Source organism: Streptomyces sp. NBC_01723 (genome assembly GCF_036246005.1).
Classification (GTDB): domain Bacteria; phylum Actinomycetota; class Actinomycetes; order Streptomycetales; family Streptomycetaceae; genus Streptomyces.
The window spans coordinates 8113855-8137077 of the sequence record NZ_CP109171.1; the positions used below are offsets into that span (position 1 = coordinate 8113855).

24 protein-coding genes and 1 pseudogene are annotated in these 23223 nt (G+C 73.4%); 15 read left to right on the forward strand and 10 right to left on the reverse strand.

The window, feature by feature from the left end:
• Positions 1–140 precede the first annotated feature (140 nt).
• Entirely contained in the window at positions 141–326 is a 186-nt protein-coding gene (locus OIE75_RS37685; protein ID WP_125491770.1) for a hypothetical protein, read from the forward strand.
• Positions 327–410: 84 nt separating this feature from the next.
• Here the strand turns inward: OIE75_RS37685 and OIE75_RS37690 are convergent, their stop codons facing one another.
• Positions 411–1772 carry a S1 family peptidase gene (locus tag OIE75_RS37690; protein WP_329473593.1) on the reverse strand — a complete coding sequence of 454 codons (1362 nt, stop codon included), beginning with the start codon at positions 1770–1772 and terminating at the stop codon, positions 411–413.
• 153 nt (positions 1773–1925) lie between these two features.
• Here OIE75_RS37690 and OIE75_RS37695 point away from each other — a divergent pair, with 153 nt between their 5' ends.
• Positions 1926–3104 (forward strand): MalY/PatB family protein, encoded by a 1179-nt coding sequence (locus OIE75_RS37695; protein ID WP_329473594.1) that lies wholly within the window; start codon positions 1926–1928, stop codon positions 3102–3104.
• Between the two features lie 58 nt (positions 3105–3162).
• Complete coding sequence (locus tag OIE75_RS37700) at positions 3163–3558, forward strand: PPOX class F420-dependent oxidoreductase (RefSeq protein ID WP_161331493.1); 396 nt, start codon at positions 3163–3165, stop codon at positions 3556–3558.
• A gap of 7 nt (positions 3559–3565) precedes the next feature.
• Here the strand turns inward: OIE75_RS37700 and OIE75_RS37705 are convergent, their stop codons facing one another.
• Together OIE75_RS37705 and OIE75_RS37710 are read right to left on the reverse strand one after the other, a co-directional pair.
• Positions 3566–3979: a Zn-ribbon domain-containing OB-fold protein gene (locus tag OIE75_RS37705; RefSeq protein ID WP_307016825.1), complete on the reverse strand. Its 414-nt coding sequence runs from the start codon at positions 3977–3979 to the stop codon at positions 3566–3568.
• A 137-nt stretch (positions 3980–4116) separates the two neighbouring features.
• Positions 4117–4863, reverse strand: a complete 747-nt coding sequence (locus OIE75_RS37710) for a TetR family transcriptional regulator (protein ID WP_329473595.1) — start codon at positions 4861–4863, stop codon at positions 4117–4119.
• Between the two features lie 128 nt (positions 4864–4991).
• Between OIE75_RS37710 and OIE75_RS37715 the strand changes: the two genes are divergently transcribed.
• Both OIE75_RS37715 and OIE75_RS37720 read left to right on the forward strand, forming a co-directional pair.
• The gene (locus OIE75_RS37715) at positions 4992–5852 is read left to right on the forward strand and encodes a hypothetical protein (RefSeq protein ID WP_329473596.1); all 861 of its coding nucleotides are present in this window, start codon (positions 4992–4994) and stop codon (positions 5850–5852) included.
• 10 nt (positions 5853–5862) lie between these two features.
• Entirely contained in the window at positions 5863–6351 is a 489-nt protein-coding gene (locus OIE75_RS37720; protein WP_307016829.1) for a flavin reductase family protein, read from the forward strand.
• A gap of 13 nt (positions 6352–6364) precedes the next feature.
• On the opposite strand, the gene OIE75_RS37725 is transcribed toward OIE75_RS37720, so the two are convergent.
• Together OIE75_RS37725 and OIE75_RS37730 are read right to left on the reverse strand one after the other, a co-directional pair.
• Positions 6365–6748, reverse strand: coding sequence for a hypothetical protein (locus OIE75_RS37725; protein WP_185832296.1), 384 nt, complete (start codon positions 6746–6748; stop codon positions 6365–6367).
• A 339-nt stretch (positions 6749–7087) separates the two neighbouring features.
• Positions 7088–8005 (reverse strand): MurR/RpiR family transcriptional regulator, encoded by a 918-nt coding sequence (locus OIE75_RS37730; protein ID WP_161328879.1) that lies wholly within the window; start codon positions 8003–8005, stop codon positions 7088–7090.
• 194 nt (positions 8006–8199) lie between these two features.
• Between OIE75_RS37730 and OIE75_RS37735 the strand changes: the two genes are divergently transcribed.
• On the forward strand, positions 8200–8361 hold the full coding sequence (locus tag OIE75_RS37735; protein WP_329473597.1) for a hypothetical protein: 162 nt from the start codon (positions 8200–8202) through the stop codon (positions 8359–8361).
• A gap of 19 nt (positions 8362–8380) precedes the next feature.
• Here the strand turns inward: OIE75_RS37735 and OIE75_RS37740 are convergent, their stop codons facing one another.
• Positions 8381–9028, reverse strand: a complete 648-nt coding sequence (locus tag OIE75_RS37740) for a nucleoside/nucleotide kinase family protein (RefSeq protein ID WP_329473598.1) — start codon at positions 9026–9028, stop codon at positions 8381–8383.
• A 54-nt stretch (positions 9029–9082) separates the two neighbouring features.
• Between OIE75_RS37740 and OIE75_RS37745 the strand changes: the two genes are divergently transcribed.
• From OIE75_RS37745 to OIE75_RS37760, 4 genes are all read left to right on the forward strand, one after another.
• Positions 9083–9823 carry a beta-phosphoglucomutase family hydrolase gene (locus tag OIE75_RS37745; protein ID WP_307016836.1) on the forward strand — a complete coding sequence of 247 codons (741 nt, stop codon included), beginning with the start codon at positions 9083–9085 and terminating at the stop codon, positions 9821–9823.
• Entirely contained in the window at positions 9820–12174 is a 2355-nt protein-coding gene (locus OIE75_RS37750) for a glycoside hydrolase family 65 protein (protein WP_329473599.1), read from the forward strand. The genes OIE75_RS37745 and OIE75_RS37750 overlap by 4 nt, the downstream gene beginning before the upstream one ends.
• 185 nt (positions 12175–12359) lie before the next feature.
• Positions 12360–13835 carry a hypothetical protein gene (locus OIE75_RS37755; RefSeq protein WP_329473600.1) on the forward strand — a complete coding sequence of 492 codons (1476 nt, stop codon included), beginning with the start codon at positions 12360–12362 and terminating at the stop codon, positions 13833–13835.
• A 67-nt stretch (positions 13836–13902) separates the two neighbouring features.
• A complete protein-coding gene (locus tag OIE75_RS37760; protein ID WP_329473601.1) occupies positions 13903–14412 on the forward strand; it encodes a DUF5709 domain-containing protein in 510 nt (169 codons plus the stop codon).
• A 34-nt stretch (positions 14413–14446) separates the two neighbouring features.
• Here the strand turns inward: OIE75_RS37760 and OIE75_RS37765 are convergent, their stop codons facing one another.
• The gene (locus OIE75_RS37765) at positions 14447–14668 is read right to left on the reverse strand and encodes a hypothetical protein (protein ID WP_307016840.1); all 222 of its coding nucleotides are present in this window, start codon (positions 14666–14668) and stop codon (positions 14447–14449) included.
• Positions 14669–14875: 207 nt separating this feature from the next.
• Between OIE75_RS37765 and OIE75_RS41650 the strand changes: the two are divergent.
• Together OIE75_RS41650 and OIE75_RS41655 are read left to right on the forward strand one after the other, a co-directional pair.
• Positions 14876–16033: pseudogene (locus OIE75_RS41650) on the forward strand (MMPL family transporter); the annotation flags it as partial.
• Positions 16034–16174: 141 nt separating this feature from the next.
• Positions 16175–17140, forward strand: a complete 966-nt coding sequence (locus tag OIE75_RS41655) for an MMPL family transporter (protein ID WP_443078475.1) — start codon at positions 16175–16177, stop codon at positions 17138–17140.
• Here OIE75_RS41655 and OIE75_RS37775 read toward each other — a convergent pair.
• The gene (locus tag OIE75_RS37775) at positions 17112–18215 is read right to left on the reverse strand and encodes a PP2C family protein-serine/threonine phosphatase (RefSeq protein ID WP_307018278.1); all 1104 of its coding nucleotides are present in this window, start codon (positions 18213–18215) and stop codon (positions 17112–17114) included. The two genes, OIE75_RS41655 and OIE75_RS37775, sit on opposite strands and share 29 nt — an antisense overlap.
• Before the next feature lie 76 nt (positions 18216–18291).
• Positions 18292–19506 (reverse strand): glycoside hydrolase family 64 protein, encoded by a 1215-nt coding sequence (locus OIE75_RS37780; RefSeq protein WP_307016842.1) that lies wholly within the window; start codon positions 19504–19506, stop codon positions 18292–18294.
• Between the two features lie 318 nt (positions 19507–19824).
• Here OIE75_RS37780 and OIE75_RS37785 point away from each other — a divergent pair, with 318 nt between their 5' ends.
• Positions 19825–20724: a GNAT family N-acetyltransferase gene (locus tag OIE75_RS37785; protein ID WP_329473603.1), complete on the forward strand. Its 900-nt coding sequence runs from the start codon at positions 19825–19827 to the stop codon at positions 20722–20724.
• The gene (locus OIE75_RS37790) at positions 20721–20927 is read left to right on the forward strand and encodes a hypothetical protein (RefSeq protein WP_329474174.1); all 207 of its coding nucleotides are present in this window, start codon (positions 20721–20723) and stop codon (positions 20925–20927) included. The genes OIE75_RS37785 and OIE75_RS37790 overlap by 4 nt, the downstream gene beginning before the upstream one ends.
• A gap of 6 nt (positions 20928–20933) precedes the next feature.
• On the opposite strand, the gene OIE75_RS37795 is transcribed toward OIE75_RS37790, so the two are convergent.
• Entirely contained in the window at positions 20934–21821 is an 888-nt protein-coding gene (locus tag OIE75_RS37795) for a Gfo/Idh/MocA family protein (protein WP_329473604.1), read from the reverse strand.
• Between the two features lie 396 nt (positions 21822–22217).
• On the opposite strand from OIE75_RS37795, the gene bdeA reads away from it, so the two are divergent.
• On the forward strand, positions 22218–23135 hold the full coding sequence (gene bdeA / locus OIE75_RS37800; protein ID WP_307016846.1) for a bis(hydroxyethyl) terephthalate hydrolase: 918 nt from the start codon (positions 22218–22220) through the stop codon (positions 23133–23135).
• Positions 23136–23223 lie beyond the last annotated feature (88 nt).

Consider the following 23223-nt stretch of genomic DNA (forward strand, 5'->3'; position numbering starts at 1 on the left):
CGTGTGCGGTGGAACACATGCGGCGGCAACGAACTCGCAGGTGGGCCTTGACAGATGAGTCATACGACGTGACCAGCAACACGGTCCGATATGTCCGTTTGGCTCGCGATTGCTCACATCGTCTTCACGTCCGTCGCCGTATGCTTCACAGCATGTCCACCACTGTTGAACCCTCCTCCGAGCGATCGGCTGCCGAGGTCAACGAGGAGATCCGGGCCCTCTGGCTCAGGTCGGGCGGGACACTGAGCGTCGAGCAGCGCGCGGAGTACCAGCGGCTCGTCATGGAGTGGGCCAACGCGGCCCCGGAGGCGGCGAAGGCCGCCTGACCGCCGTCCGAGCCTCCTCGGCGCTTCTGCGCCCCCGGCCCGCGGCGTCCGCCCCACGCGGGCGCCCTTCTCGTCGCCCCCGGCTCAGCCCCACGTCGCCGAGTAGTGCCGCCGGTACGCCTTGCGGTCCGCCTCGGCGCGGATCCACCGCGTGGCCACCAGGGCCATGAGACTGCCCGCCACGACCAGCAGACCCGGGCCCACGTTGCGTCGGTCCGTCAGCCGGGCGAGCAGCGTCGAGCCGTCGACGCCCGTCACGGGAGCCGCCGCCCCCGGTGCCGCGGCGCCGGGAGCGCCGCCACCGGCGGCCGGCGCCGAGGGCGCGGCGCCCGGCCCGGACCCCTCCTGCCCGGCCACGATCAGGCGGACGCCGAGCGACTCCATGGCCTCCGGCAGCGGCTGGAAGAACGTCGTACCGCCCTTCGCGCAGTCGCCGTTGCCGCCCGAGGTCACTCCCAGCGCGACGCCCTCGGAGAACATCGGCCCACCGCTGTCCCCGGGTTCGGCGCACACGTCGGTCTCGATCAGCCCGGTGACCGTGCCCTCCGGATAGTTGACCGTCGCGTCCAACGCCGTGACCTGCCCGTCCCGCAGCCCGCTGGTGCTGCCGCTGCGGAACACCCGCTGTCCGACGGCCGGTTCGCCGACGCCCGTGATCCGCACCCCCTTGCCGTCGCCCACCGCCACCACGTCGGCGCCGTCGCCCGCCTTGCCGTTCGCGTACTCCACCAGGGAGAAGTCGTCCCCGGGAAAGCTGCCCGCGACGGTCTTGCCGACCTGCCGGTCACCGCCGCCGTCACCGAACCAGACCGACCCCGTCGGCCCGCAGTGACCGGCGGTCAGGATGAACTCACTGCGCCCGTCGGTCACGTTGAACCCCGCCGAACAGCGCCCCGCGGTGGACAGGATCGGCACCGCGCCGTTCAGACGCGTGGTGAACGCCCCCTCGGTGCGCTCCATGCGGACGAAGCCGCCGATGCCCTGTGCCACCCCCGTCAGCCGCGACCAGTCCGACGTGGAGACGGTGCGGTCACCGCGGACCACCACCTCGTTCGACCGGTAGTCGAGCGCCCACGCCGTGCCCGGCACCCGGGGCGCCGAACGCAGCGTCGAGGTCGCCGTCCTCAGCTCCGACATGCTGTGCCGCACGACCTTCGCCTCGGCACCGGCCCGCCGCACCGTCTCCGCCGTGCGCTCGTCGGTGACCGCGACGACCGGCCGCCCGTCGGCACCGACCCAGTGGCCCGCCGTGCGCTCGTCGCCCAGATCCGACACCAGGCCGGCACCGGCGCCGGACGCCGTCTGCGCCAGGGTGCGCGGCGCCGCCGACCCGTCGGGCGGTTCGCTCGCCACGGCCCGGGTGACCATCGTCCCCCCGACCAGCAGTCCGCCGACGGCCGCCAGCCGTGCCACTCGCCGGACCATGCGTCGTCGTGCGTGCCTCATGCGTGCGCTCCCGAACCCCGACACGCGGTGTCACCACCGCGGGGGCCTCCGGACGTCGAGCGCCCTCCTCCCATACGGGGACGGACACGCCGGTGTTCACCGGGCCGGCGGCCTTGTTTCCCCGCTCCGGCGGGGCGGCCTATCTTGTGCCCCATGACCCGCATCCCGCACGACCGGCCCGGTGACCCCGACCCCCTGCGCGCCCTCACCCTGGACCAGCTGCGCCGCCGTACGAGCATGAAGTGGCGCACCCACCCCGCCGACGTACTGCCGCTGTGGGTGGCCGAGATGGACGTGCCGCTCGCCCCCGCCGTCGTGCGCGCGGTCACCGAGGCGATGGAACTCGGCGACACCGGCTACCCCGCCGGCACCGCCTACGCCGAGGCCCTCGCGGACTTCGCCGGCAAGAGGTGGGGCTGGGACGACCTGGCGGTGGAGCGCACGGCGATCGTGCCCGACGTGATGCTGGGCGTCGTCGAGATGCTCAAGCTCGTCACGGGGCCCGGCGACCCCGTGATCGTCAACCCGCCCGTGTACCCGCCGTTCTACCAGTTCGTCGGCCACATGGACCGGCGGATCGTCGAGGCGCCGCTCGGCCCCGACCTGCGGATCGACCTCGGGGCGCTGGAGGAGGCGTTCCGGCGGGCCGTGACCGGCGGTGGGCGGGCCGCCTACCTGCTGTGCAGCCCGCACAACCCGACCGGCACCGTGCACACCGCCGACGAGCTGGCCGCCGTCGCCGCCCTCGCGGAGCGCCACGGCGTCCGGGTCGTCGCCGACGAGATCCACGCGCCGGTCGTCACCGGGGACGCGCGGTTCGTGCCCTACCTGAGCGTCCCCGGCGCCGGGCAAGGGCTCGCGCTGATGTCCGCGTCCAAGGGCTGGAACCTGGCCGGGCTGAAGGCGGCGCTCGCCCTCGCCGGCCCCGGCGCCGCCGACGACCTGGCCCGGATGCCGGAGGAGGTCGGCCACGGGCCGAGCCACGTGGGTGTGCTCGCCCACACCGCCGCCCTGCGCGACGGCACCGACTGGCTGGACGCGGTACTCGCGGGGCTCGACGAGAACCGGCGGCTGCTCACCGGCCTGCTCGCCGAGCAGCTCCCCGGGGTCGTCCACCGCGCCGGGGAGGCGACCTACCTGGCATGGCTCGACTGCCGCGCGCTCGGTCTCGGCGACGACCCGGCGCGGGTCTTCCTCGACCGGGGGCGGGTGGCCCTCAGCTCCGGCATCCCCTTCGGCACCGGAGGGGCGGGGCACCTGCGGCTCAACCTGGCGACCTCGCCGGAGGTGATCACGGAGGCGGTGCGGCGGATGCGGGCAGCCCTGGGGTGAAGGACGGGGTGCCGGGCGGACGGTGTGAACCGGGGGCCCGGGCCTAGACTTCGGGACCATGGACGACGCGTCACTGGACCGGCTCGGCGCCGGCAAGTACCTGCTGGTCACCACCTACCGGAAGAACGGCACCCAGGTGGCCACCCCGGTGTGGGTCGTACGGGACGGCGACGCGCTCGGCGTCTGGACCGCCGCCGACTCCTGGAAGGTCAAGCGCGTGCGCAACCGCGCCGACGTGTTGATCGGTCCCTGCGACGTGCGCGGCCGGCCCACCGGCGACCAGGTGCCGGGGACGGCGGAGATCTGCGACGCGGCCACCACCGCCCGCTACCGGAAACTGCTCGCCCGCAAGTACGGCGTCCTCGGCAGGCTCACCCTCTTCGGCAGCCGGCTGCGCCGGGGGCTGGACGGCACCCTGGGCATCCGCATCACGCCCGCCCCGCCCGGGCCCTGACCGCCCCTCAGGTCCAGGCCCGGTACGGCTCGTCGACCAGCTGGAAGACCGGCTCGCCCCGCACCGGGTCCTTGGCCGTGGACAGGCGCACCCGGTCGCCGCTGTGGATGCCGATGAGCGGGCCCATGACGCGGCCGCGCAGCACGAAGCCCTCGGCCATCTCTATCAGGGACACGTTGCGCGCGGCGGGGCTGTTGCGGTGCACCACCGTGGCGTGGCGCACCGTGCCGGTGCCCTCGCTGCGTTCGGTGCGCAGCTCGCTGCCGCGACAGACCGGGCACAGCACCCGGTGGTACATCGCGGTGCCGCACCAGGTGCAGCGCTGGAAGAAGACGGCCTCGGTGTCGGGCGTCTGCGGATCCAGCACGCCCGTCGGGGAGCCGGCTGTCCGCTGAGCGACGTTTCCTGAGTGGTGGTACACGCTGGCCAACTCCCTGCACTCGGGCCGGAATCCCGCGTGCGCGGTCACCGGGCACGCGTGTGCGCGGCTGGTCCGTGCCACCGTGCACGCGACGAGCGTATGGCACTCAGTGTCACACGTAAAGGCACTCCGTACCCTCAATTGGGTGTTCGGTCGTCCGTGAAGGCCGTCTCGATCTCCCGGAGGACCTGCCACAGGGGCGTCCCGCGTCGCGCGGCCACGACCACCAGGTCCTCGGGCGACCCGCCCCGGGGTGCCACCGGAACGTCTCCGAACGTGGACTGGGCATAGCCGAGCGCGTGGTCCACCGCGGCGCCCGCGTCGTCCCGCCCGTCCGAACGGAGCCAGCTCCGCAGGGCGTTGTTGTGCGCCGCGACCACCGCGGCCGCGATCACGTCGGCGCGCAGGCGGCCGTCCGGCCGTCCGCCCAGGCGCCCGCGCAGATACTCGGCGAGGGCCCGCTCGTAGCGCCACACCACCGACAGCTCGTAGGCGCGCAACCCGGCGACCTGCTTGGTGAGGTGGTAGCGCTGCACCGAGAAGTCCGGGTTCTCGGCGTACATGCGCAGTACCAGACGGGCGGCGTCGCAGACCCGCCGCACGGGGTCGGCGTCCTCGGGCGAGGCCGCCAGGAAGGCCGTCATGTCTGCCAGGCACCGCTCGTGGTCCGGGAAGACCACGTCCTCCTTGGACGGGAAGTAGCGGAAGAAGGACCGCCGTCCGACGCCGGCCAGGGCGACGATGTCGTCGACGGTGGTCTGTTCGTAGCCGCGCTCCAGGAACAGCCGGAAGGCCGCCGCGACCAGCGCCTCCCGCATCGGCGGCCGGGCACCCGGCGCGTCCGTCCCGTCCCCGCGGCGGGGCGCCGCACTGCTGGTGCTCATGAGGGGGAACGTAGCAGCTCACCGACGAGCATGGCACTGAGTGCAGCCGGCAGAGGGAACTGAGTGCGCTCGTCGCCGGGCGCTCCCGGTCGCATACGATCACTTCCGATCAGCAACGAGGAGTCCGCATGCCGTCCGCCCGCCCCCGCCTCCTGTACGTCACCGACCTGGCCTACGAGGCACGCGGACGGCGCTACTGCGACGAGGACATCTTCCTGACCTCCCGGCTGCGCGAGGAGTTCGACCTGGCCCTGTGCCATCCGCGGGACGCCGCCGCGCTGCTGGACGCCTTCGACGCCGTCGTCGTCCGCAACAGCGGCCCGGTGCTGGGCCACAAGGCCGCGTACGACGCCTTCCGCGAGCGGGCGGCCGAGCGCGGAACCCTCGTCTACAACCAGCTCACCGGCCGGGCCGACATGGCCGGCAAGCAGTACCTGCTCGACCTGACCGCCGCCGGGTTCCCGGTCATCCCCACCGCCGACCGGGCCGAGGACCTGCACCTGCTGCCCGCTGCCGACGAGTACGTCGTCAAGCCCAGGCTCGGGGCGGACTCGGCGGGCCTCGGGATCGTGCCCGCGAGCCGGGTGCGCGAGGCGCTGGGCACCGGCGCCGGGGAGCTGCTCGTCCAGCCGCGCGTGGACTTCGCCTACGAGGTGTCCTTCTACTTCGTCGACCACGACTTCCAGTACGCCCTGTACGCACCGCGTCCCGAACGGCGCTGGCAACTGGAGCCGTACGACGCCACCGTGGCCGACCTCGACTTCGCACGGCGGTTCATCGAGTGGAACGGCGTCGACCACGGCGTCCAGCGCGTGGACGCCTGCCGGGCGCCCGGCGGTGAGCTGCTGCTGGTCGAACTGGAGGACCTCAACCCGTACCTGTCGCTCGACGCCCTGGACGAACCGGGCCGCGACGCGTTCGTCGGCGCCCTGCGCACCGCCCTGCGGCGGCTCCTGGCGACCCGGCCCGCCGAGGCCGACAGGACCTAGCATGGCGGTCATGGCCGCCATGGACGTCTTCCTGCACCGGCTCGACCCCGACATGTGCGTGGTGACGGCCGCGGCGGGCGGGGAGCGGGCGGGGTGCCTGGTCGGGTTCTCCTCGCAGTGCTCCATCGACCCCGTCCGGTACGTCGTGTGGCTCTCCGAGGTCAACCGGACCTACCGGGTGGCGTCGTCCGCCGACGTCCTGGCCGTGCATCTCCTCGCCCGCGACCAGCGCGGAACCGCCGAGCTGTTCGGCGGGCGGACCGGCGACGACGTCGACAAGTTCCAGGGGGTCCGCCGGCGCGAGGGGTACGGCGGGGCCGTCGTGCTGGAGGACGCCGAGGCGTGGTTCGTCGGGCGGGTGGTGGCGCGGGCACCCGGGGGCGACCACGTGGGTTTCGTCCTCGAACCGGTCGAGTGGGGCGGGCGCGAGACGTCCGCCGGACCGCTGCTGCGCCTCGACGACGCCCGCGCCATCCGCCCCGGCCACCCGGTGGACTGACCCGGGCGCGGGGTCAGCGTCCGGCGGAGCCCCGTTCGACCAGGGCCTCGGTGACGGCCCGCACGCTGCGCGCGATGTGCTGCAACTGGAGCACCTCCGCCGCGTACAGCTTGATGGTGTGCTCGATGACCCCCTCGTGCAGACCGAGCCGCGGCAGGTCCGCCCGCGCGGTCTGCAGCGCGGTGCGCGCCACCCGGATCTCGTGCTGCACCTGGATCTGCGCGTGGCGGGCGAGCAGCACGGGGTGCCGGATCAGCGCCGGATAACCGGCGTACCGGGCCGGCACCAGTTCGCGCAGCCACTTGGCCGCCGAGCGTTCCCAGTCGTAGCTGCCGGGGGCCTTGACCTGGCAGGGCCAGTCCGGGCTGATGCGCGTGGTCGTCAGGGGCATGATCATCGCTTCCGGGTGTGCGGCGTCGACGGGGTGGGCGACGGGTGGGGGCGGTCCCGGTCCAGGGGACGACCGGGACCGCCGCGGGCGCTCGCGCAGGCGATGCCCGACCGGAACATCCCGGTGCGCCGGAGCGGGTAGGAATCGGCGTCCGGAGATGTTCGCGGCAGGTGTGGACGCGGTCCGGGACGGCCGGGTCGCGATCCGTGAGCAGTATTTATATATGCCATCCGCTTTGCAAGACGTATGAAAACATTCATGCCTGCTTTGCCGTGGATGGCCCCCGTATGCGCCGACCAATCTCCACGCCGCCCCCTCGTCGAGGAGACGACCCGTCCCCGCGGCTCAGTCCCGCAGGAAGAAGTGGTGCTGGTCGGCGACCTGCTCGTACTCCTCCAGCCGCGCCTGCGTCCGTTCCGGATCGGCGTCGGTCATGGCCTGGAGCAGCGCCGCGCACATCACGCCCGGCGCCGCGTACGAGTCGAAGACCAGCCGCGAACCGGTGCCGGTGGCGAAGGTGACGTCGGCCTCGTCCACCACCGGGCCGAGCGCCAGGTCGGTGATCAGCGCCACCTTGAGGCCGGCGCCGCGTGCCACGCGTACGGCGCCCAGGGTCTCGTGGGCGTGCCGGGGCATGGAGAACGCCAGCACCCAGGTGCCGCCCGCCTCCCGGGACTGGAGCAGGGCGTCGTAGGCGACGGTGCCGCCCCGGGTCACCAGGCGTACGTCGGGATGGACCCGGCGGGCCGCGTAGGCGAAGTACTCGGCGAGCGAGACGGAGATGCGCAGCCCGAGGACGGTCAGCGGCGCGGAGGCGGCCAGCTTGCGGCCGACGTCGATCACCCGGTCCGCGTCGGCGAAGTCGCGCCGCAGGTTCTCCAGGTTCTCGATCTCGGCGTCCACGGCCGCCTGGAGTTCGTTGCCCCGGTTCTCCTCGGCCGCCACCGTGCCCCGGCTGCCCAGCGCGATCGACTGGAGCCGCTCGCGCAGCGCCGGGTATCCGCTGAAGCCGACCGCCGACGCGAACCGCGTCACCGAGGGCTGGCTCACCCCGACCCGGTCGGCGAGGTCGGTGATCGACAGGAACGCCGCCTCGTGCAGGTGCTCGATCAGGTACTGGGCGATGCGCCGCTGTCCCGGGGAGAGGCGGGGCCGGTCGAACAGCGTCCGGAGCCGGGAGGTGGGGGAGGCCGCCGCCTCCGGGGCCGCCCGTCCCGAGGTGATCGCCGATGCCTGTGCGCGTGCCTGCTGCGGCGATGGCACGGGTGCGCCTCCTTTGTCTCCCACGAAGGTCAACATAGCTCACCCCCCGTGGTGGGCACGGCGGTCCGACGAGCTCACCACGGAGGGGGGATAGCGGCGCGCCGTCCGGGAACCCGCCGCGACGGAAGGTCCCGCCGGCCCGTGCGGCCCGCGGACACGGAACAGCACGCGGACACGGACGAGGAGCCCCGGTCATGACCGTCCCGGAAGAGAACCGGCCGAAGACCGACACCACCGAAGCCGCCCCGGACCGGCGCGAGGACGAGCCGACGCGCCCGCCGGGCGGCACCGGCCGGACCTTGCGCGAGGCCCTGGAGGAGGCGCACGTCCGCCCGGACGACTACGCCGAGGAGTGACCCGCCCGCCCAACAGGCCTTAGCCGCCCATCACCTCCGCCGGTACCACCAGGTCCGCCCGGTGCCCGCTCGCGGCGACCAGGTCCGCGTTGGCCTGGTCGGTGCCGAGGGCCCAGGCGCGCGCCTGTTCGGGGGTCTTGCCGAACCGCTCGTGCCGGGCGACCAGCCGGCGGATCCGCTCCGCCTCGGTGAGCCCGCAGAACCACACCTCGTCGAGCCGGGACCGCACCCGCCGCCACGCGCCGGTCTCGAGGAGCAGGTAGTTGCCCTCCGTCACGACCAGCCGCGCCGACGGCGGCACGGGCACGGCCCCGGCGACGGGCTGCTCCAGCACCCGCTCGAAGCCGGGCGCGTACACGATGCCGTCGCCGTCCTCCTCGCGCAGCCGGCCAAGGAGCGCCGCGTACCCGGCCGCGTCGAAGGTGTCCGGCGCGCCCTTGCGGTCCCGGCGGCCCAGCCGGTCCAGTTCGGCGTCCGCGAGGTGGAAACCGTCCATGGGGACGTGCGCCGCCCAGGGCTCTCCCGCGCCGTTCAGCTCCCGCACCAGACGCTCGGCGAGCGTCGACTTCCCGGCGCCGGGGGAGCCCGCGATGCCCAGGACCGCGCGCCGTCCGCCGGACGGGAGGGCGCGGGCACGGGCGAGGAGGTCGTCGAAGGTCAGCGGCACACCGCACAGTGTGTCACCCGATGGGACGGGCCCCGGCGGGGAACTGTGGGGTGTATGAGTACGCAGCTGGGACTTCCCGAGGACATCCAGGCCTGTCTCTTCGACCTCGACGGGGTCGTCACCAGGACGGCGGTGGTGCACGCCGCCGCCTGGAAGGAGACGTTCGACGCCTTCCTGCGCGAGCGCGACGGCGCGGACTTCCGCCCCTTCTCCGACTCCGACTACGACGAGTACGTCGACGGCCGCCCCCGCGCCGACGGCGTCCGCTCCTTCCTCGCCTCCCGGGGCGTCGATCTGCCAGAGGGCGGACCCGACGACCCACCGGACGCGCCCACCGTCAACGGCGTCGGCAACCGCAAGAACGAACTGCTGCTGGCGAAGATCCGCAACGACGGCGTGGAGCCGTACGAGGGCACCCTGCGCTACATCGACGCGGTCCGCGCCGCCGGCCTCGCCACCGCGATCGTCTCCTCCAGCGCCAACACCCGGGACGTGCTCCACTCCATCGACGCCGAGGGCCTGTTCGACGTGCGGATCGACGGCGTGGTCGCCCGGGAACGGAAGCTGCCGGGCAAGCCCCACCCCGACACCTTCCTCGCCGCCGCCCGCGACCTCGGCGTCGACCCGTCCCGCGCCGCCGTCTTCGAGGACGCGCTGGCCGGCATGGACGCGGGCCGCTCCGGACACTTCGGCTTCGTCGTCGGCGTCGACCGCGTCGGCCAGACCGACGCCCTCTACGCCCACGGCGCCGACCGCGTCGTCAAGGACCTCGCCGAGCTGGGAGGCCGCGCGTGATCACCAACCGGACGTACAGCGTGGAACCGTGGCGCGTGCGCGAGACCTCCCTCAACCTCGACCTCCTGGCCCAGAGCGAGTCCGTCTTCGCCCTGTCCAACGGACACGTCGGCTGGCGCGGCAACCTCGACGAGGGCGAACCCAACGGCCTGCCCGGCAGCTACCTCAACGGCGTGTACGAACTGCACCCGCTGCCGTACGCCGAAGCGGGCTACGGCTACCCCGAGGCCGGCCAGACCGTCATCAACGTCACCAACGGCAAACTGCTGCGGCTCCTCGTCGACGACGAACCCTTCGACCTGCGCTACGGACGGCTCCGCAAGCACGAACGCACCCTGGACCTCAGGCGCGGCGTCCTGGAGCGGACCTGCGAGTGGACCTCCCCGGCCGGTACGACCATCCGAGTGCGCTCCACCCGGCTGGTCTCCCTCACCCAGCGCGCCATCGCCGCCGTGGAGTACGAGGTCGAGCCCCTCGACAGCCGGACCCGGGTGGTCATCCAGTCCGAACTCGTCACCAACGAGAGCCTGCCCAACCCCGACGGCGACCCCAGGGCGGCCAAGGCGCTCCAGTCCCCGCTGGAGCCGGAGGAGCACCTGGCCCTGGGCACGCGGTTGCGTCTGGTCCACCGCACCCGGGAGAGCGGGCTCAGGGTCGCCGTGGCCGCCGACCACGTGGTGGACGCCCCCGGGGAGATCAACACCGGGGTGGAGAGCAACGACGACGTGGCCCGGCTGACCATCACCTCCGTCCTGGAGCCGGGACAGCGGCTGCGGGTGCAGAAGACGGTCGCCCACGGCTGGTCGGGCGCCCGCTCCCGGCCCGCGATGAGCGACCAGGTCGAGGCGGCGCTGGCCGCCGCCGCGCACGGCGGCTGGGACGGCCTGGTCGCCGAACAGCGCGCCTACCTGGACGACTTCTGGGCCACCGCGGACGTCGAGGTGCACGGCGACGAGGAGATCCAGCAGGCGGTGCGGTTCGCCCTGTTCCACGTCCTCCAGGCCGGGGCCCGCGCCGAACAGCGGGCGATTCCGGCCAAGGGACTCACCGGTTCCGGATATGACGGGCACGCGTTCTGGGACACCGAGATGTTCGTGCTGCCCGTGCTCACCTACACCGCCCCCAAGGCCGTCGCCGAGGCACTGCGCTGGCGCCAGGACACCTTGCCCGCCGCCCGGGACCGCGCCACCCAACTCGGACTGCGCGGCGCCGCCTTCCCGTGGCGCACGATCGACGGGTCGGAGGGCTCCGCGTACTGGCCGGCCGGCACCGCCGCGTTCCACGTGGCCGCCGACATCGCGCACGCCGCGGTGCGCTACACGGCGGCGACCGGCGACACGGATTTCGAACGCGACACCGCCCTGGAACTCCTGGTGGAGACGGCACGCCTGTGGCGCTCCCTGGGCCACCACGACCACCACGGCGTCTTCCACATCGACGGCGTCACCGGCCCGGACGAGTACAGCGCCATCGCCGACGACAACACCTACACCAACCTCATGGCCCGCTCGAACCTCCTCGCCGCGGCCGACGCCTGCGAACGCCACCCGGACGAGGCGACCCACCTCGGCGTCGACGACGAGGAGAGCGCCGCCTGGCGGGACGCCGCCGAGTCCGTGCACATCTCCTACAACGAGGAGCTCGGCGTCCACGAGCAGCACGCGGGCTTCACCCGGCACCAGCGCTGGGACTTCGCCGCCACCGAGGCGGACCAGTACCCGCTGATGCTGCACTTCCCCTACTTCGACCTGTACCGCAAGCAGGTGATCAAACAGTCCGACCTGGTGCTGGCGATGTACACCTGCGGCAGTTGGTTCGACGCCCACTGCGACGAGGACCAGATCGCCGCGAACTTCGCCTACTACGAGTCGCTGACCGTGCGGGACTCCTCGCTGTCCGCGTGCTGCCAGGCCGTCGTCGCCGCCCAGACCGGGCATCTGCGCCTGGCCTACGACTACGCCGCCGAGGCCGCCCTGATGGACCTGGCGGACCTGGAGCACAACACCCGCGACGGACTCCACATCGCCTCGCTGGCCGGTACGTGGATGGCCCTGGTCGCCGGGTTCGGCGGCACCCGCAGGGACGGCGACAGCCTCCGGTTCACACCGCGCCTGCCCGAGAAGTTCAGCCGCCTCGCCTTCCGGCTCCAGTTCCGCGGCCGGTGCCTGAGCGTGGAGATCGACTCCGACCGGGCCACGTACAGGCTGCTGACCGGCGATCCCCTGACCATCCGTCACCACGGGACGGAGGTCCACGTGAACGGGGACGGTCCCGTCACCCTCCCCGTCCCGGCGCCGAAGCGGCGCCCGACACCCGAACAGCCCCTGCACCGGCGCCCCAACGACCTCTGACCGGACGGCGTCGAGCCCTCGGACACCGTGACGCACGACACGGCCCGACTGGCCGAGTTCCACCCTGCACTTCGCTGGACCGCAGGTTAGTTTGACCTTGATTTCCGGGTTTCCGGGCTCCCGCCACGGGCGGCAGGAGGTGAGGACCGAGCGACCCCGCGAGGTGCGGGGGTGAGGGGTGCACGATGGCCGGCGGCGCGAACGCCATTCTCGTCGGCGGACGGCGGGGCGAGACGGCGACGTCCGGCACTCCCCGGCGCCTGCCCGTGGACCTCCTGCTCGCGGCGGTGGCCGCCGTCTTCACCGTCGCCCAACTGGTCCTGGTCCACCCCTCGATGGGCCTCGGCTGGGACGAGACGGTCTACGTCAGCCAGGTCACCACCCATCACCCCGCCGCCTTCTTCAGCGCACCGCGTTCCCGGGGCGTCCCCCTGCTGGTGGCGCCCGTCGCCTCCTGGTCGGCCTCCACCGAACTGCTGCGCGTCTACCTGGCCGTGCTCTCCGGCCTGGGCCTGTATCTCGCGCTGCGCGCCTGGCGCGGCCTGTTCCCCTCCCACGTCCTGGCCACGGCCGGAGCCTTCTTCGCCACCCTGTGGGTGACCCTCTTCTACGGTCCGCAGGCCATGCCCAACTACTGGGTCGCCGTCGGCGCCCTGATCTGCGTCGGCTGCTTCCTCCGGGTCCTGCGGGGCGAGTCCGGCCGGCGTGCGCTCTGGGGCGTGGCGGCCGGCGCCCTCCTGATGGCCCTGATGCGGCCGACCGACGCCGTCTGGGTGGCCGTACCCCTGCTGCTGCTCGTCCTCTTACGCCGCCACTGGATGCTGCTGCTCGCGCTGGCGGGCGGCCTGGCCGCCGGGGGACTTGAATGGGTGATCGAGGCGTACGCCTGGTACGGCGGCCTCGGCGAGCGGCTGTCGAGGGCCTCCGAGATCCAGGGCGGCCTCGGCTGGAACTTCGCCGTCGACGACCAGCTGCGCAGCCTGGGCGGCCGTGGACTGTGCCGCCCCTGCACCGGAGCGATGCCGAACCCGCTGGTCACCCTGTGGTGGGTGGTGCTCCCGCTGGTCGCCGCCCTCGGCGTCGCCGTCGCGGTCCGGGCACGGCGGACCGCGACGGCCCTGGTCCCCTTCGTCTGCGCCGTGACGTCCGCGCTGCCGTACCTGTTCATGATCGGGTACGCGGCGCCCCGCTTCCTCCAGCCCGCCTACGCCCTGCTGGCCGTCCCCGTCGCCGACGCGCTGTGGCATCTGGTCAGGAACGGGCGCGACCGGTGGCGGCCGGTGCTCGCGCCGCTGGTGGCACTCGCCCTGGCCGGGCATCTCGCGGCCCAGACGGCCGTTCTCGTGGGCACCGTGAACCGCAACGTCGACAGCCGCCAGGACTGGACCCGCGTCGCCGACGAACTGCACCGGCTCGGGGTGCGCCCGCCCTGCCTGATCACCGGCCACGAGTCGATCCCCATCGGGTACTACACCGGCTGCTCGTCCGGCGAGACCAGCGGCAACAACGGGAACACCACCGCCGCCGAGATCGTGGACACCGCGACCAGGATCCCGGTCGCCGCGATCACCGGCCCGGGCGGCACCGTGCCCGGCTACGCCCGCGACTGGACCCCGCACCGCATCACCGACCTGAGCGTCCGCGTCGCACCCCCGGGTTAGAGATCGCGTATCGGGAAACGCGAACCGGGCAACGAGACGTCCGACGCAGCGCGAGAGGGAGGCAGTGATGGGCACCGACCCCATGGCGGACGACGCCTACCAGCCCACCGGAACCAACGAGGAGCAGGCCGACGCCGCGCCCCTCGACCTCCAGGACGCCGTCGACGAGCGGACCTACGACGACACGCTCGACGAGGGCTACTCCCCGCCGGAGAAGCCCCTCGGCGTCAACCGGCACGGCACCACGGCCGCCGAGCAGCACGACGGCGAGAGCCTCGACGAGCGGCTCGCCGAGGAGGTGCCCGACGTCGCGGTGCCGGACGGCGACGGCGTGGGCGACCAACCCGGCGGCGAGGGGGAACCGGTCGACGCGGAGGCGGGCACGGAACGCTCGGGGCGCCTGGTCGCCCCCGACGAGGGTGTACGCGCCGACACCACCAAGGAGACGGTCGCCGAGGACGTGGGCATCGACGGCGGAGCCGCCGGCGCCGAGGAGGCCGCCATGCACGTCGTACCGGACGAGACGGAGTCCGCGGACCCCGAGGACGACGGGACGGGCCCCGGCCGGACGGGCTGACCCGCCGGGGCCGGGCGAACCCGGGCCCGCAGGGTCAGGGCAGCAGCTTGTCGAGGGCCGCGGGGCCCTCGTCGGCCAGCTTGCGCCTGGCCCATTCCAGGTTCTCCGGCGTGACGTCCCGGCCGGCCGCCAGGACGACGTCCTCCGGGGACACCTCCGTGCCGGTGCGCGCGTGGAGCAGGTCGTCCGGCGTGGCGCGGTCGTCGCCGGTACGGGCTTCGGACGGTCGGGAGGCGTCGGGCTGTGACGTCGACATATCGGTGCTCCTCGGATCCGGATCGCTGCTTCGGTGCCGTGCTGTTGTCGGTCCCGAATATCCCGATAACACCATTCAATGCGGATTCCTCCCGCGCATCCGGAGTGCCGGACGATCCGACGTGCCGCCGGGGGTGCCCCGGCGTGTAATGGAGGGCACGCGACATCGGACCGATCGAATCTGTCGCCCGGCAGAAGGACCACGGCCATGGCACGAAGGCGCACCGGCGCCGCGGGACGGGGGCCAGGTGGCGGGGGAGGACTGCGGCGGTGGGGCGAGTGGTGTGCCCGGCACGGAGCGATCGTCGTCGTCGCCTGGCTGGCCGCACTGGTCGCGCTGACCCTGACGAACCGCTCCTTCGGCGGTGACTACGCCGACGACTTCAACCTGCCCTCCTCCCAGTCCCAGCAGGGCCTGGACGTCCTGGAGCGGCACGATCCGGCGGCCGGCGGCTACAGCAGCCAGATCGTCGTGCACGACGACAAAGGGCTGACCTCGCTCAGCTCCCAGATGTCCACCACCGTGAGCGATCTGGGGAAGCTCCCGCACGTCCTGTCCGCCCAGAACCCGCTCACCGCCACCCCGCAGTCCGGTTCCTCCCAGCAGAACGTGGGCCCCGTCTCGACGGACGGCCGCACCGGCTACGTCACCGTCCGTTTCGACATCCAGCCCGCCCAGCTGGGCGACGGCTACCTCGACGGCGTGGACGACGCCGTCGCCCCGCTGCGCTCGGCGGGCGCCGAGGTCGAGTACGGCGGATCGCTCGGTGAGCTGGCCCGTCCGGCGGCCGACGACCGGGTGAGTGAACTCATCGGCTTCGGCGTCGCCGTCGTCGTCCTGCTGATCGGCTTCGGCAGCGTGCTCGCCGCGGTCGCGCCCCTGGTCACCGCGTTGATCGGGGTGGTCGGCGGGCTGGCCTGCCTCGGCCTGCTCGCGGCGGCGTTCACCTTCGCCACCGTCTCCCCGACCCTGGCGACCATGATCGGCCTGGGCGTCGGCATCGACTACGCCCTGTTCCTGATCACCCGGCACCGGCAGAACCTCATGGACGGCGCCGACCCGGTGCGGGCGGCCGGTCACGCCACCGGTACCAGCGGCCGGGCGGTCCTCGTCTCCGGCTGCACGGTGATCGTCGCGCTCCTTGGCCTGTACGCGTCCGGGGTGTCCTTCATCGGCAAGCTCGGTATCGCCGCCGCGGTGACCGTCGTCTCGGCCGTCCTCGGCGCCCTGACCCTGGTGCCCGCCCTGCTCGGGCTCGTCGGCCGGCACATCGACCGGCTGCGGGTACGCCGCCCGGTCGCCGAGACCGACGCCGAGCCCGGCACCGAACCGCACGGCACCTGGCACCGCTACGCACGGCGGGTGGAGCGGCGGCCGTGGCGCTTCCTGGCCGCGGGCGTGGCGGCCCTCGTCGTGCTGGCCGTCCCCGTGTTCTCCCTCCAGCTCGGCCACATCGACGACGGCGCCGACCCCACGTCCTTCACCGACCGGCGGGCCTACGACCTGATGTCCGACGCCTTCGGGCCCGGCTCCAACGGCCCGCTGACCGTCGTCGTCGACCAGAGCGGCGTACCCCAGTCGCAGCGCTCGGACCTCTCCTCGCAGGTCACCAAGAGCCTCGACGGCGTCTCCGGCACGGCCGCGGTGACACCGGTGACCCCCACCCAGGACGGCGACGTGCTGCTCGCCACGGTGTACCCGAAGGACGCCACGCAGAGCGCCGCCACCACCGACCTGGCCAACCGGCTGGTCGACAGCACCCTGCCCGACGCCGTCGCCGGCACGGACGCCGAGGGCTACGTCACCGGGGCCACCGCCTCGCAGGTGGACTTCCGCGACATCGTCGCCGAACGCCTGCCGCTGATCATCGGCGTGGTGGTCGCGCTGGCCTTCCTGATCATCCTGGCGGTCTTCCGCGGCCCGCTGGTCGCCCTCAAGGCCGCCGTCCTCAACGTGCTGTCGATCGCCGCCTCCTACGGCGTCGTGGTGGCCGTCTTCCAGTGGGGGTGGGGCGGACCCGCGCTCGGGGTCTCCGGCACGGTGCCCATCGAGAGCTACGTCCCGATGATGATGTTCGCGATCATCTTCGGACTCAGCATGGACTACGAGATCTTCCTGCTCTCCCGGGTCCACGAGGCCTGGCTGCGCACGGGGAACGCGAAGGACTCGGTGGCCCACGCCCTGGAGATCACCGCGCGGGTCATCACCTGTGCGGCCCTGATCATGGTGAGCGTCTTCGCCGCGTTCGTCATCAGCGACAACATCGTGGTCAAGATGCTCGGCCTGGGCCTCGCCGTGAGCGTGCTCATCGACGCGACGATCGTCCGCCTGCTCCTGGTGCCCGCCGTGATGACGCTGCTCGGACGGCACGCCTGGTGGACTCCTCGGTGGCTCGACCGGATCCTCCCGCACATCGACGCGGAGGGCGAGCACGAAGGGGGCGTCAGCCCCGGGCGGGCGGCGCAGGGGTGAGGACGAGCATCGTGACGTCGTCCTGCACGTCCGGGCAGAACCTCAGCAGGTCGGCCCAGACCAGCCCGGGGAGCGCGGACGGATCGGCGCCCGCGAGCGCGGCCAGCCGTTCGGCCAGCGGGTAGAAGGCGCCGCCGTCGCCGCGGGCCTCGACCACGCCGTCGGAGGCGAGGAAGAGAAGGTCACCGGGGCGCAGCCGCACCGTGCACACCTCGATGGCTCCCGCGTCCGCCAGTCCGAGCCCGAGCGGCGTCCACGGGGCGACCTCCAGCTCCGTGGCCCGCCCGTCCCGCAGCAGCAGCGGCGGCGGGTTGCCGCAGACCACGACGCGCGCCTCCAGGCCGTCAGCGGAGAACTCCAGCAGCGCGGCCGTCGCGAACAGCTCCGCGTGCCGCGCGTCCGCCGAGTCCACCAGCAGCCTGCGGTCCAGCCGCCCCGCCACCGACGCGAGGTCCGGCCGGTCCAGCACCGCCTCCCGGAACGCGCCCAGCAGCGAGGCGACCGTCGACACCGCCGACAGCCCGTGCCCCTGCACGTCCCCCGTCACCACCCGTACGCCGAACGGGCCGTCCCGCACGTCGAAGAAGTCGCCCCCGACCAGCGTCCCGCGCTGCGCCGCCCGGTACAGCCCGGCGCAGCGCACCGCCCCCACCCGCTCGGGCAGCGGGGGCACCACCGCACGCTGCGCGGCCTCGGCGACCGTGCGCTCCAGCCCCAGCTGGGCGTCGCGCCGACTGCGCACGAAGGACACGAACACGCTCAGCACCGCGACGAAGACGACGGTCAACAGGTCGGCCTCGCCCGGCCGGTCGAGCTGGAAGACCGGCACGGTCAGCAGCGCGACCACGGCGCCGCACAGCGCGGCCGTCGCCAGCGGGCTGTACGACAGCACGGCCAGCGGCGGGATGGCGCCCAGCAGGAAACCGATGTCCAGACGGTCGTCACTGAGCAGCGTCGCCAGGCAGATCAGCAGGATGAGGGCCGGCGGCAGCACCCGCACCCAGCGGGGCGGCGGGGCCCCGCTGAGCCAGTTCCGCCGGTCCTCGCCCGGGCGCAGCGGCGGGCCGGACACCATTCGCACACCACCACGCTCCTACGCCGCCCCGCCGCCCGCACGCCGAACCACGCGGGCCGCGGCGCGCGGCGGGTGGTTAGAACGCGGTCAGCGTGAGCCGGAAGCCGGTCGGTGCCGTGTCCTGGATGTACGAGGCGAAATCGGCCACGTCGTCGAAGGCGAAGCCGTACGCCCTGCCGTCCTCGGTGGCCGCGTGCACCGCCTTGGAGTAGTGGTTGGTCAGGCCGGTCCCGTAGAACGTCGCCGGGTCGGTCGTGGGCTGCTCGGCAGAGGACACCAGCGTGGAGCGGTTGAAACCGGCGCCGAGGACCGCCGCGACGGGGCCGGTCGTGCCGTCGTTGGGCGCGGCGAGGGCACCGTCGCAGAACAGCACGTCCCGGGTGGACGGCTTGGCGAAGGACACCTGGGCGGGACCGTCGAAGGTCAGCCGCCCGCCGCGCACCCGGCCGGTGAAGGTGCCGGCGTTGGTGGTGATCCGCAGGTCCTTGCCGGTGTAGGTGCTCCAGACCTCGTCGATGTACGGGGCGAGGTAGTCCTTCGCGAACAGACCGGCGTCCAGCCCGTGCCCCGGGGCGATCACCCGGGTGTCGTCCACGACGAGCGGCGCGAACTCCTCGACCCGGCGCAGCGCGTCGAACACCGCCGCCCGTCCGCCCGGGCGCACGGTCCCGGTGGTCTGGTCCTTGGCGCCGGTCAGCCGGATGGCGAGCGGCACGCTGAACATGTCGACCATCGTGGTGTTGCAGAACATGCCGGAGGAGTTGTACGTGAACTCGGCGCAGTCGTGCAGCACGCCGTGGTTGGGGTCGGACTCGACCCAGCCCGCCGGGTACTGGAGGGCGGGGTTTCCGGCGCCGTCCGCGACCACCTTGAACTTCAGCTTCTCGCCGAGGGACACGTAGATCCGCCCGGAGAGGTACGGCAGGTTCAGCTTCGTCTCACCGCTGCCGGCGAGGCCGATGGCGTAGTCGGTGTATCCGTCGGCGCCGTTGTCCGACAGCGCCACCGGGGCGACGGACCCGTCGGGGGTGACGCGGACCTGCCGGCCGTCCAGGTTGCCGACGATGTAGACGTGGACGTCCGCGTTGCCGAAGGCGCCGGTGCTGTTGACGATCGTCAGCGGCAGGGCACCGGCGGCCTTGGTCGCGGGGGAGTCCGCGGCGTCGTCCGAGCCGACGCCGGCGAGGGCGTGCGGGGCGACGGCCGCCGCGACGGGCGCGGCCACGACGGCTCCGCCGAGGGCGACGAGCAGCTTGCGACGGGCGAGCGGACGCTGGTGACGAGGAGTCATGTGGGGGGGTCTCCAGAGTGATCGGGACAAGACGGCGTGGGAGTGGGGATCCGGCAGGGCTCCTGAGAGCGCTCTCACGCGGTGCGCCGATGGTACGCACGGGAGACGGGCCGGCCAACCGGCTCCGTGTCCGCTCAAGTGCGTTGTTCCTGATGGGACTTGGTGCCCGGGTCGCCGGAGAGGAACGCTTAACCGGTGCTTAAGGCCCGCTTAATTCCCGCCTCGAATCCGGTGGCCGCTCGCGTACGGCTCCCGTACCGTTCGGCCCACGCGGGGCCGTCCGGGTCACGCGAGCGCCCGTCGCACCCCGGAGGTTCCGTGACCGAGCCGGTCATCCGCACACTCGACGCGAGCAACGTCGCTCTCTTCGACGCCATGCCCGACCCGCTGGCCGCCCGTGAGGGCCACCGGCTCACCCGGCACCGCCCCGACTGGAAGCGGGTCGCCCTGCGCGACGGCACCGTGGTCGCCCGCGCCGCCTGGTGGGGCGGCCCCGACGACACCGAACCCGTCAACGTCAACTGGTTCGACGTGGCCGAGGGCGAGGAGGACGCGGGAGCCGAACTCCTGCGCACCGCCCCCTGGCAGGTCGAACTCGAACTGAACGCGCCCGGCACCTGGCACGACGACCCCGCCCTGCGGGCCGCCGTCGAGGCCCGCCTCACCGCGGCCAAGGCGGCCGGTTACGTCCCCCTGGTAGAACGCTTCCTGTACCGCTGGACCCCGGAGTGCGGGCTCCCCGCCCGGCCCGGACGCCTGGACTTCCGGCCCGAACCGGACGACGCGGTGTTCCTCGACGCGCTGCGCCGCATCCACTCCGTCACGCTCGACGCCCACGCGCTGAGGGAGATCGAGGAGCACGGCCTCGACCGGGCCGCCCAGGCCGAGCTGGACTTCTTCCACTGGTGCCCCTCGCCGCGCGCGTGGTGGCAAGTGGCGTACACGGCGGAGGGCGAGCTCGCGGGCATCCACATCCCCGCGCACAATCCGTCCGGCCCGTGCGTCGCCTTCATCGGCGTCCTGCCGGAGCACCGCGGTCGGGGGTACGCCTACGACCTGCTCGTCGAGTGCACCCACGTCCTGGTGGAGCGGGGCGCCGAGTTCGTGTCCGCCGCCACGGACCGGGGGAACCATCCGATGGCCGCCAACTTCGCCAAGGCCGGCTACCCCGTGGTGCGCGAGCGGATCGACTTCCGTCCGCCGGTGGCGGGCCGGTGATCACCGGCGTGCGCGGCGCGGGCGATGCGGGGTTCGGGGGCGAGACCCGGCAGGTGCGGTCCCGCGACTGCGGTGAGGGGGCAAAGCGCGCGCCGCTTTCGCCGGACGGCCCGGTCGCCGGGTTCCTGCCGCACATCGAGGGCCACCGCGCGTGGTTCCGATGGAGCGACGAACCGTGCGAACGGACGGGCGACGACGGCTGAGCCGGGTCACCGGCGGTCGGTCAGCAGGGCCTCCGCCTCGGCGAGGATCTCCGTGACCCGCAGCCCGAACGCGGCGTCGCACGGTGACGGCCGCCCACCGCCGGCCGCTCCGAGCAGCGCGTCCGCGGCCCGCCGCAGCGCGGGCACCGGCCCCTCCACGGCTTCCGGAAGAAGCGTCACACCGGCCCGCCCGCGCAGTTCCACCGTCGCCCCGGCCGCGGCGGGCGGCGCCGTCAGGCTGAGCGTGAGGGTGCTCGACGCCCCGCCGGAGTGGTCCAGGACCAGATGGACGGTGTCCCCGGAACCCGGCACCGCCGCCGACACGCGCCGGGCGTCCCCGAGGACCGGCAGCAGCACGGACAGGGCGTGCGGACCCACGTCCCACAGGGCGCCCTTCTCCCGGCGCCACGGCGAGTGCGCGAAGGGGCTGTCGTCGCCGCCGAAGACGGAGCCGAGCCACTGCGCCCGCGCGGTGAACCAGCCGTCCTTCTCGGCCTGTTCGGTGATCCACGCCTCGGTCTCGGGCTGGAACCGGGCGGTGAAGAAGACGACCGAGGCCACGCCCGCCGCACGCACCGCCTCCACCACCGCCCGCCCCTGCGCCACCGTCGGCGCGAGCGGCTTGTCGAGCAGGAGATGGCGCCCGGCCCGTGCCGCGCGCACGGCCAGCTCGGCCTGCACGCCCGGGGGCAGCGCTACGGCGACGGCATCCACGTCGGCGAGCAGGGTGTCGACGTCGTCGTAGGCGCGGGTGCCGTGCCGCTCCGCCAGCTCCTTGGCGGCGTCCGGTCGCCGCCCCCACACCCCGACGAAGTCCAGGCCGTCGTGCCCGCCCAGAGCCGGGGCGTGTGCCATGTCGGCCCAGGGGCCGGTGCCGAGCAGTCCGATACGCATGCCGTCGCCTCTCCACGGTGCCGGACCCCGCTCGGGGGGCCCGCCGACGTTCCCATGACGACCGGCGTGTCACAGCCCGGCCGACGCCGAGCGTGTCACACCGGCCCCGCCCGCGGACAGCGTGCCGGCCGAGGCCGACGCGGGCCCGCCACGAGGACCCCCGGCGGCCCCGGCCCGCCCCACCGCGTCGCCCTCACGTCGCCCCCGCATCGCCCTTCACGCCGCACGAGACCGGTGATTCTGCCGATCCCCCCGGCCGCACCACCCCTCGACAGTGGCACCGCCAGCTCATCGGCGACACCCTCCGGCGGATGTCCCGGGACGCGACCCCACGTGCCCCGGAACGTGTGCGACCACCGGCCGGGCCCCTCGCCACGACAGAGAGGACCATCCCTCGTGCAGCAGAACCCCCACACCCACGCCGCGCCCGGGTCCCGCAGCACCCGGCGGCGGCTCGCCGGCCTCACGGCGGCCGTGACCGCCGTCCTCGCGCTCGGCACCCTCACCGGGCCCGGCGCCCAGGCCGCCGACAACCCCTACGAGCGCGGCCCGGCCCCCACCGAGTCCAGCATCGAGGCACTGCGCGGGCCGTACTCCGTGGCGGACACCAGCGTCTCCTCGCTCGCGGTCACCGGCTTCGGCGGCGGCACCATCTACTACCCGACCAGCACCAGCGACGGCACGTTCGGCGCCGTCGTGATCTCGCCGGGCTTCACCGCGTACCAGTCCTCCATCTCCTGGCTGGGCGCACGGCTGGCCTCGCAGGGCTTCGTCGTGTTCACCATCGACACCAACACCACCCTCGACCAGCCCGACTCCCGCGGCCGGCAACTGCTCGCCGCCCTGGACTACCTGACCGAACGCAGCTCCGTGCGCAGCCGGATCGACAGCAGCCGGCTCGGCGTCATGGGCCACTCGATGGGCGGCGGCGGCAGCCTGGAGGCCGCCAAGTCCCGGCCGTCGCTCCAGGCGGCGATCCCGCTCACCCCCTGGAACACGGACAAGAGCTGGCCCGAGGTCAGCACACCCACGCTGATCTTCGGCGCCGACGGCGACACGGTCGCCCCGGTCTCCTCCCACGCCGAGCCCTTCTACTCCGGCCTGCCGTCCGGGACGGACCGCGCCTACCTGGAGCTGAACAACGCCACGCACTTCTCGCCGAACACGTCGAACACGACGATCGCGAAGTACAGCATTTCCTGGCTCAAGCGGTTCATCGACAACGACACCCGCTACGAGCAGTTCCTGTGCCCGCTGCCCCGCCCGAGCCTGACCATCGAGGAGTACCGCGGCAACTGCCCGCACCGTTCCTGACGGTCCGTCCGGTACCGGCCGGCGGTGGTCGCGGGGACGTCGCGGCCGCCGCCGGTTCGCTGTGCCGGGGCACGGCCCGTGCGCCTGC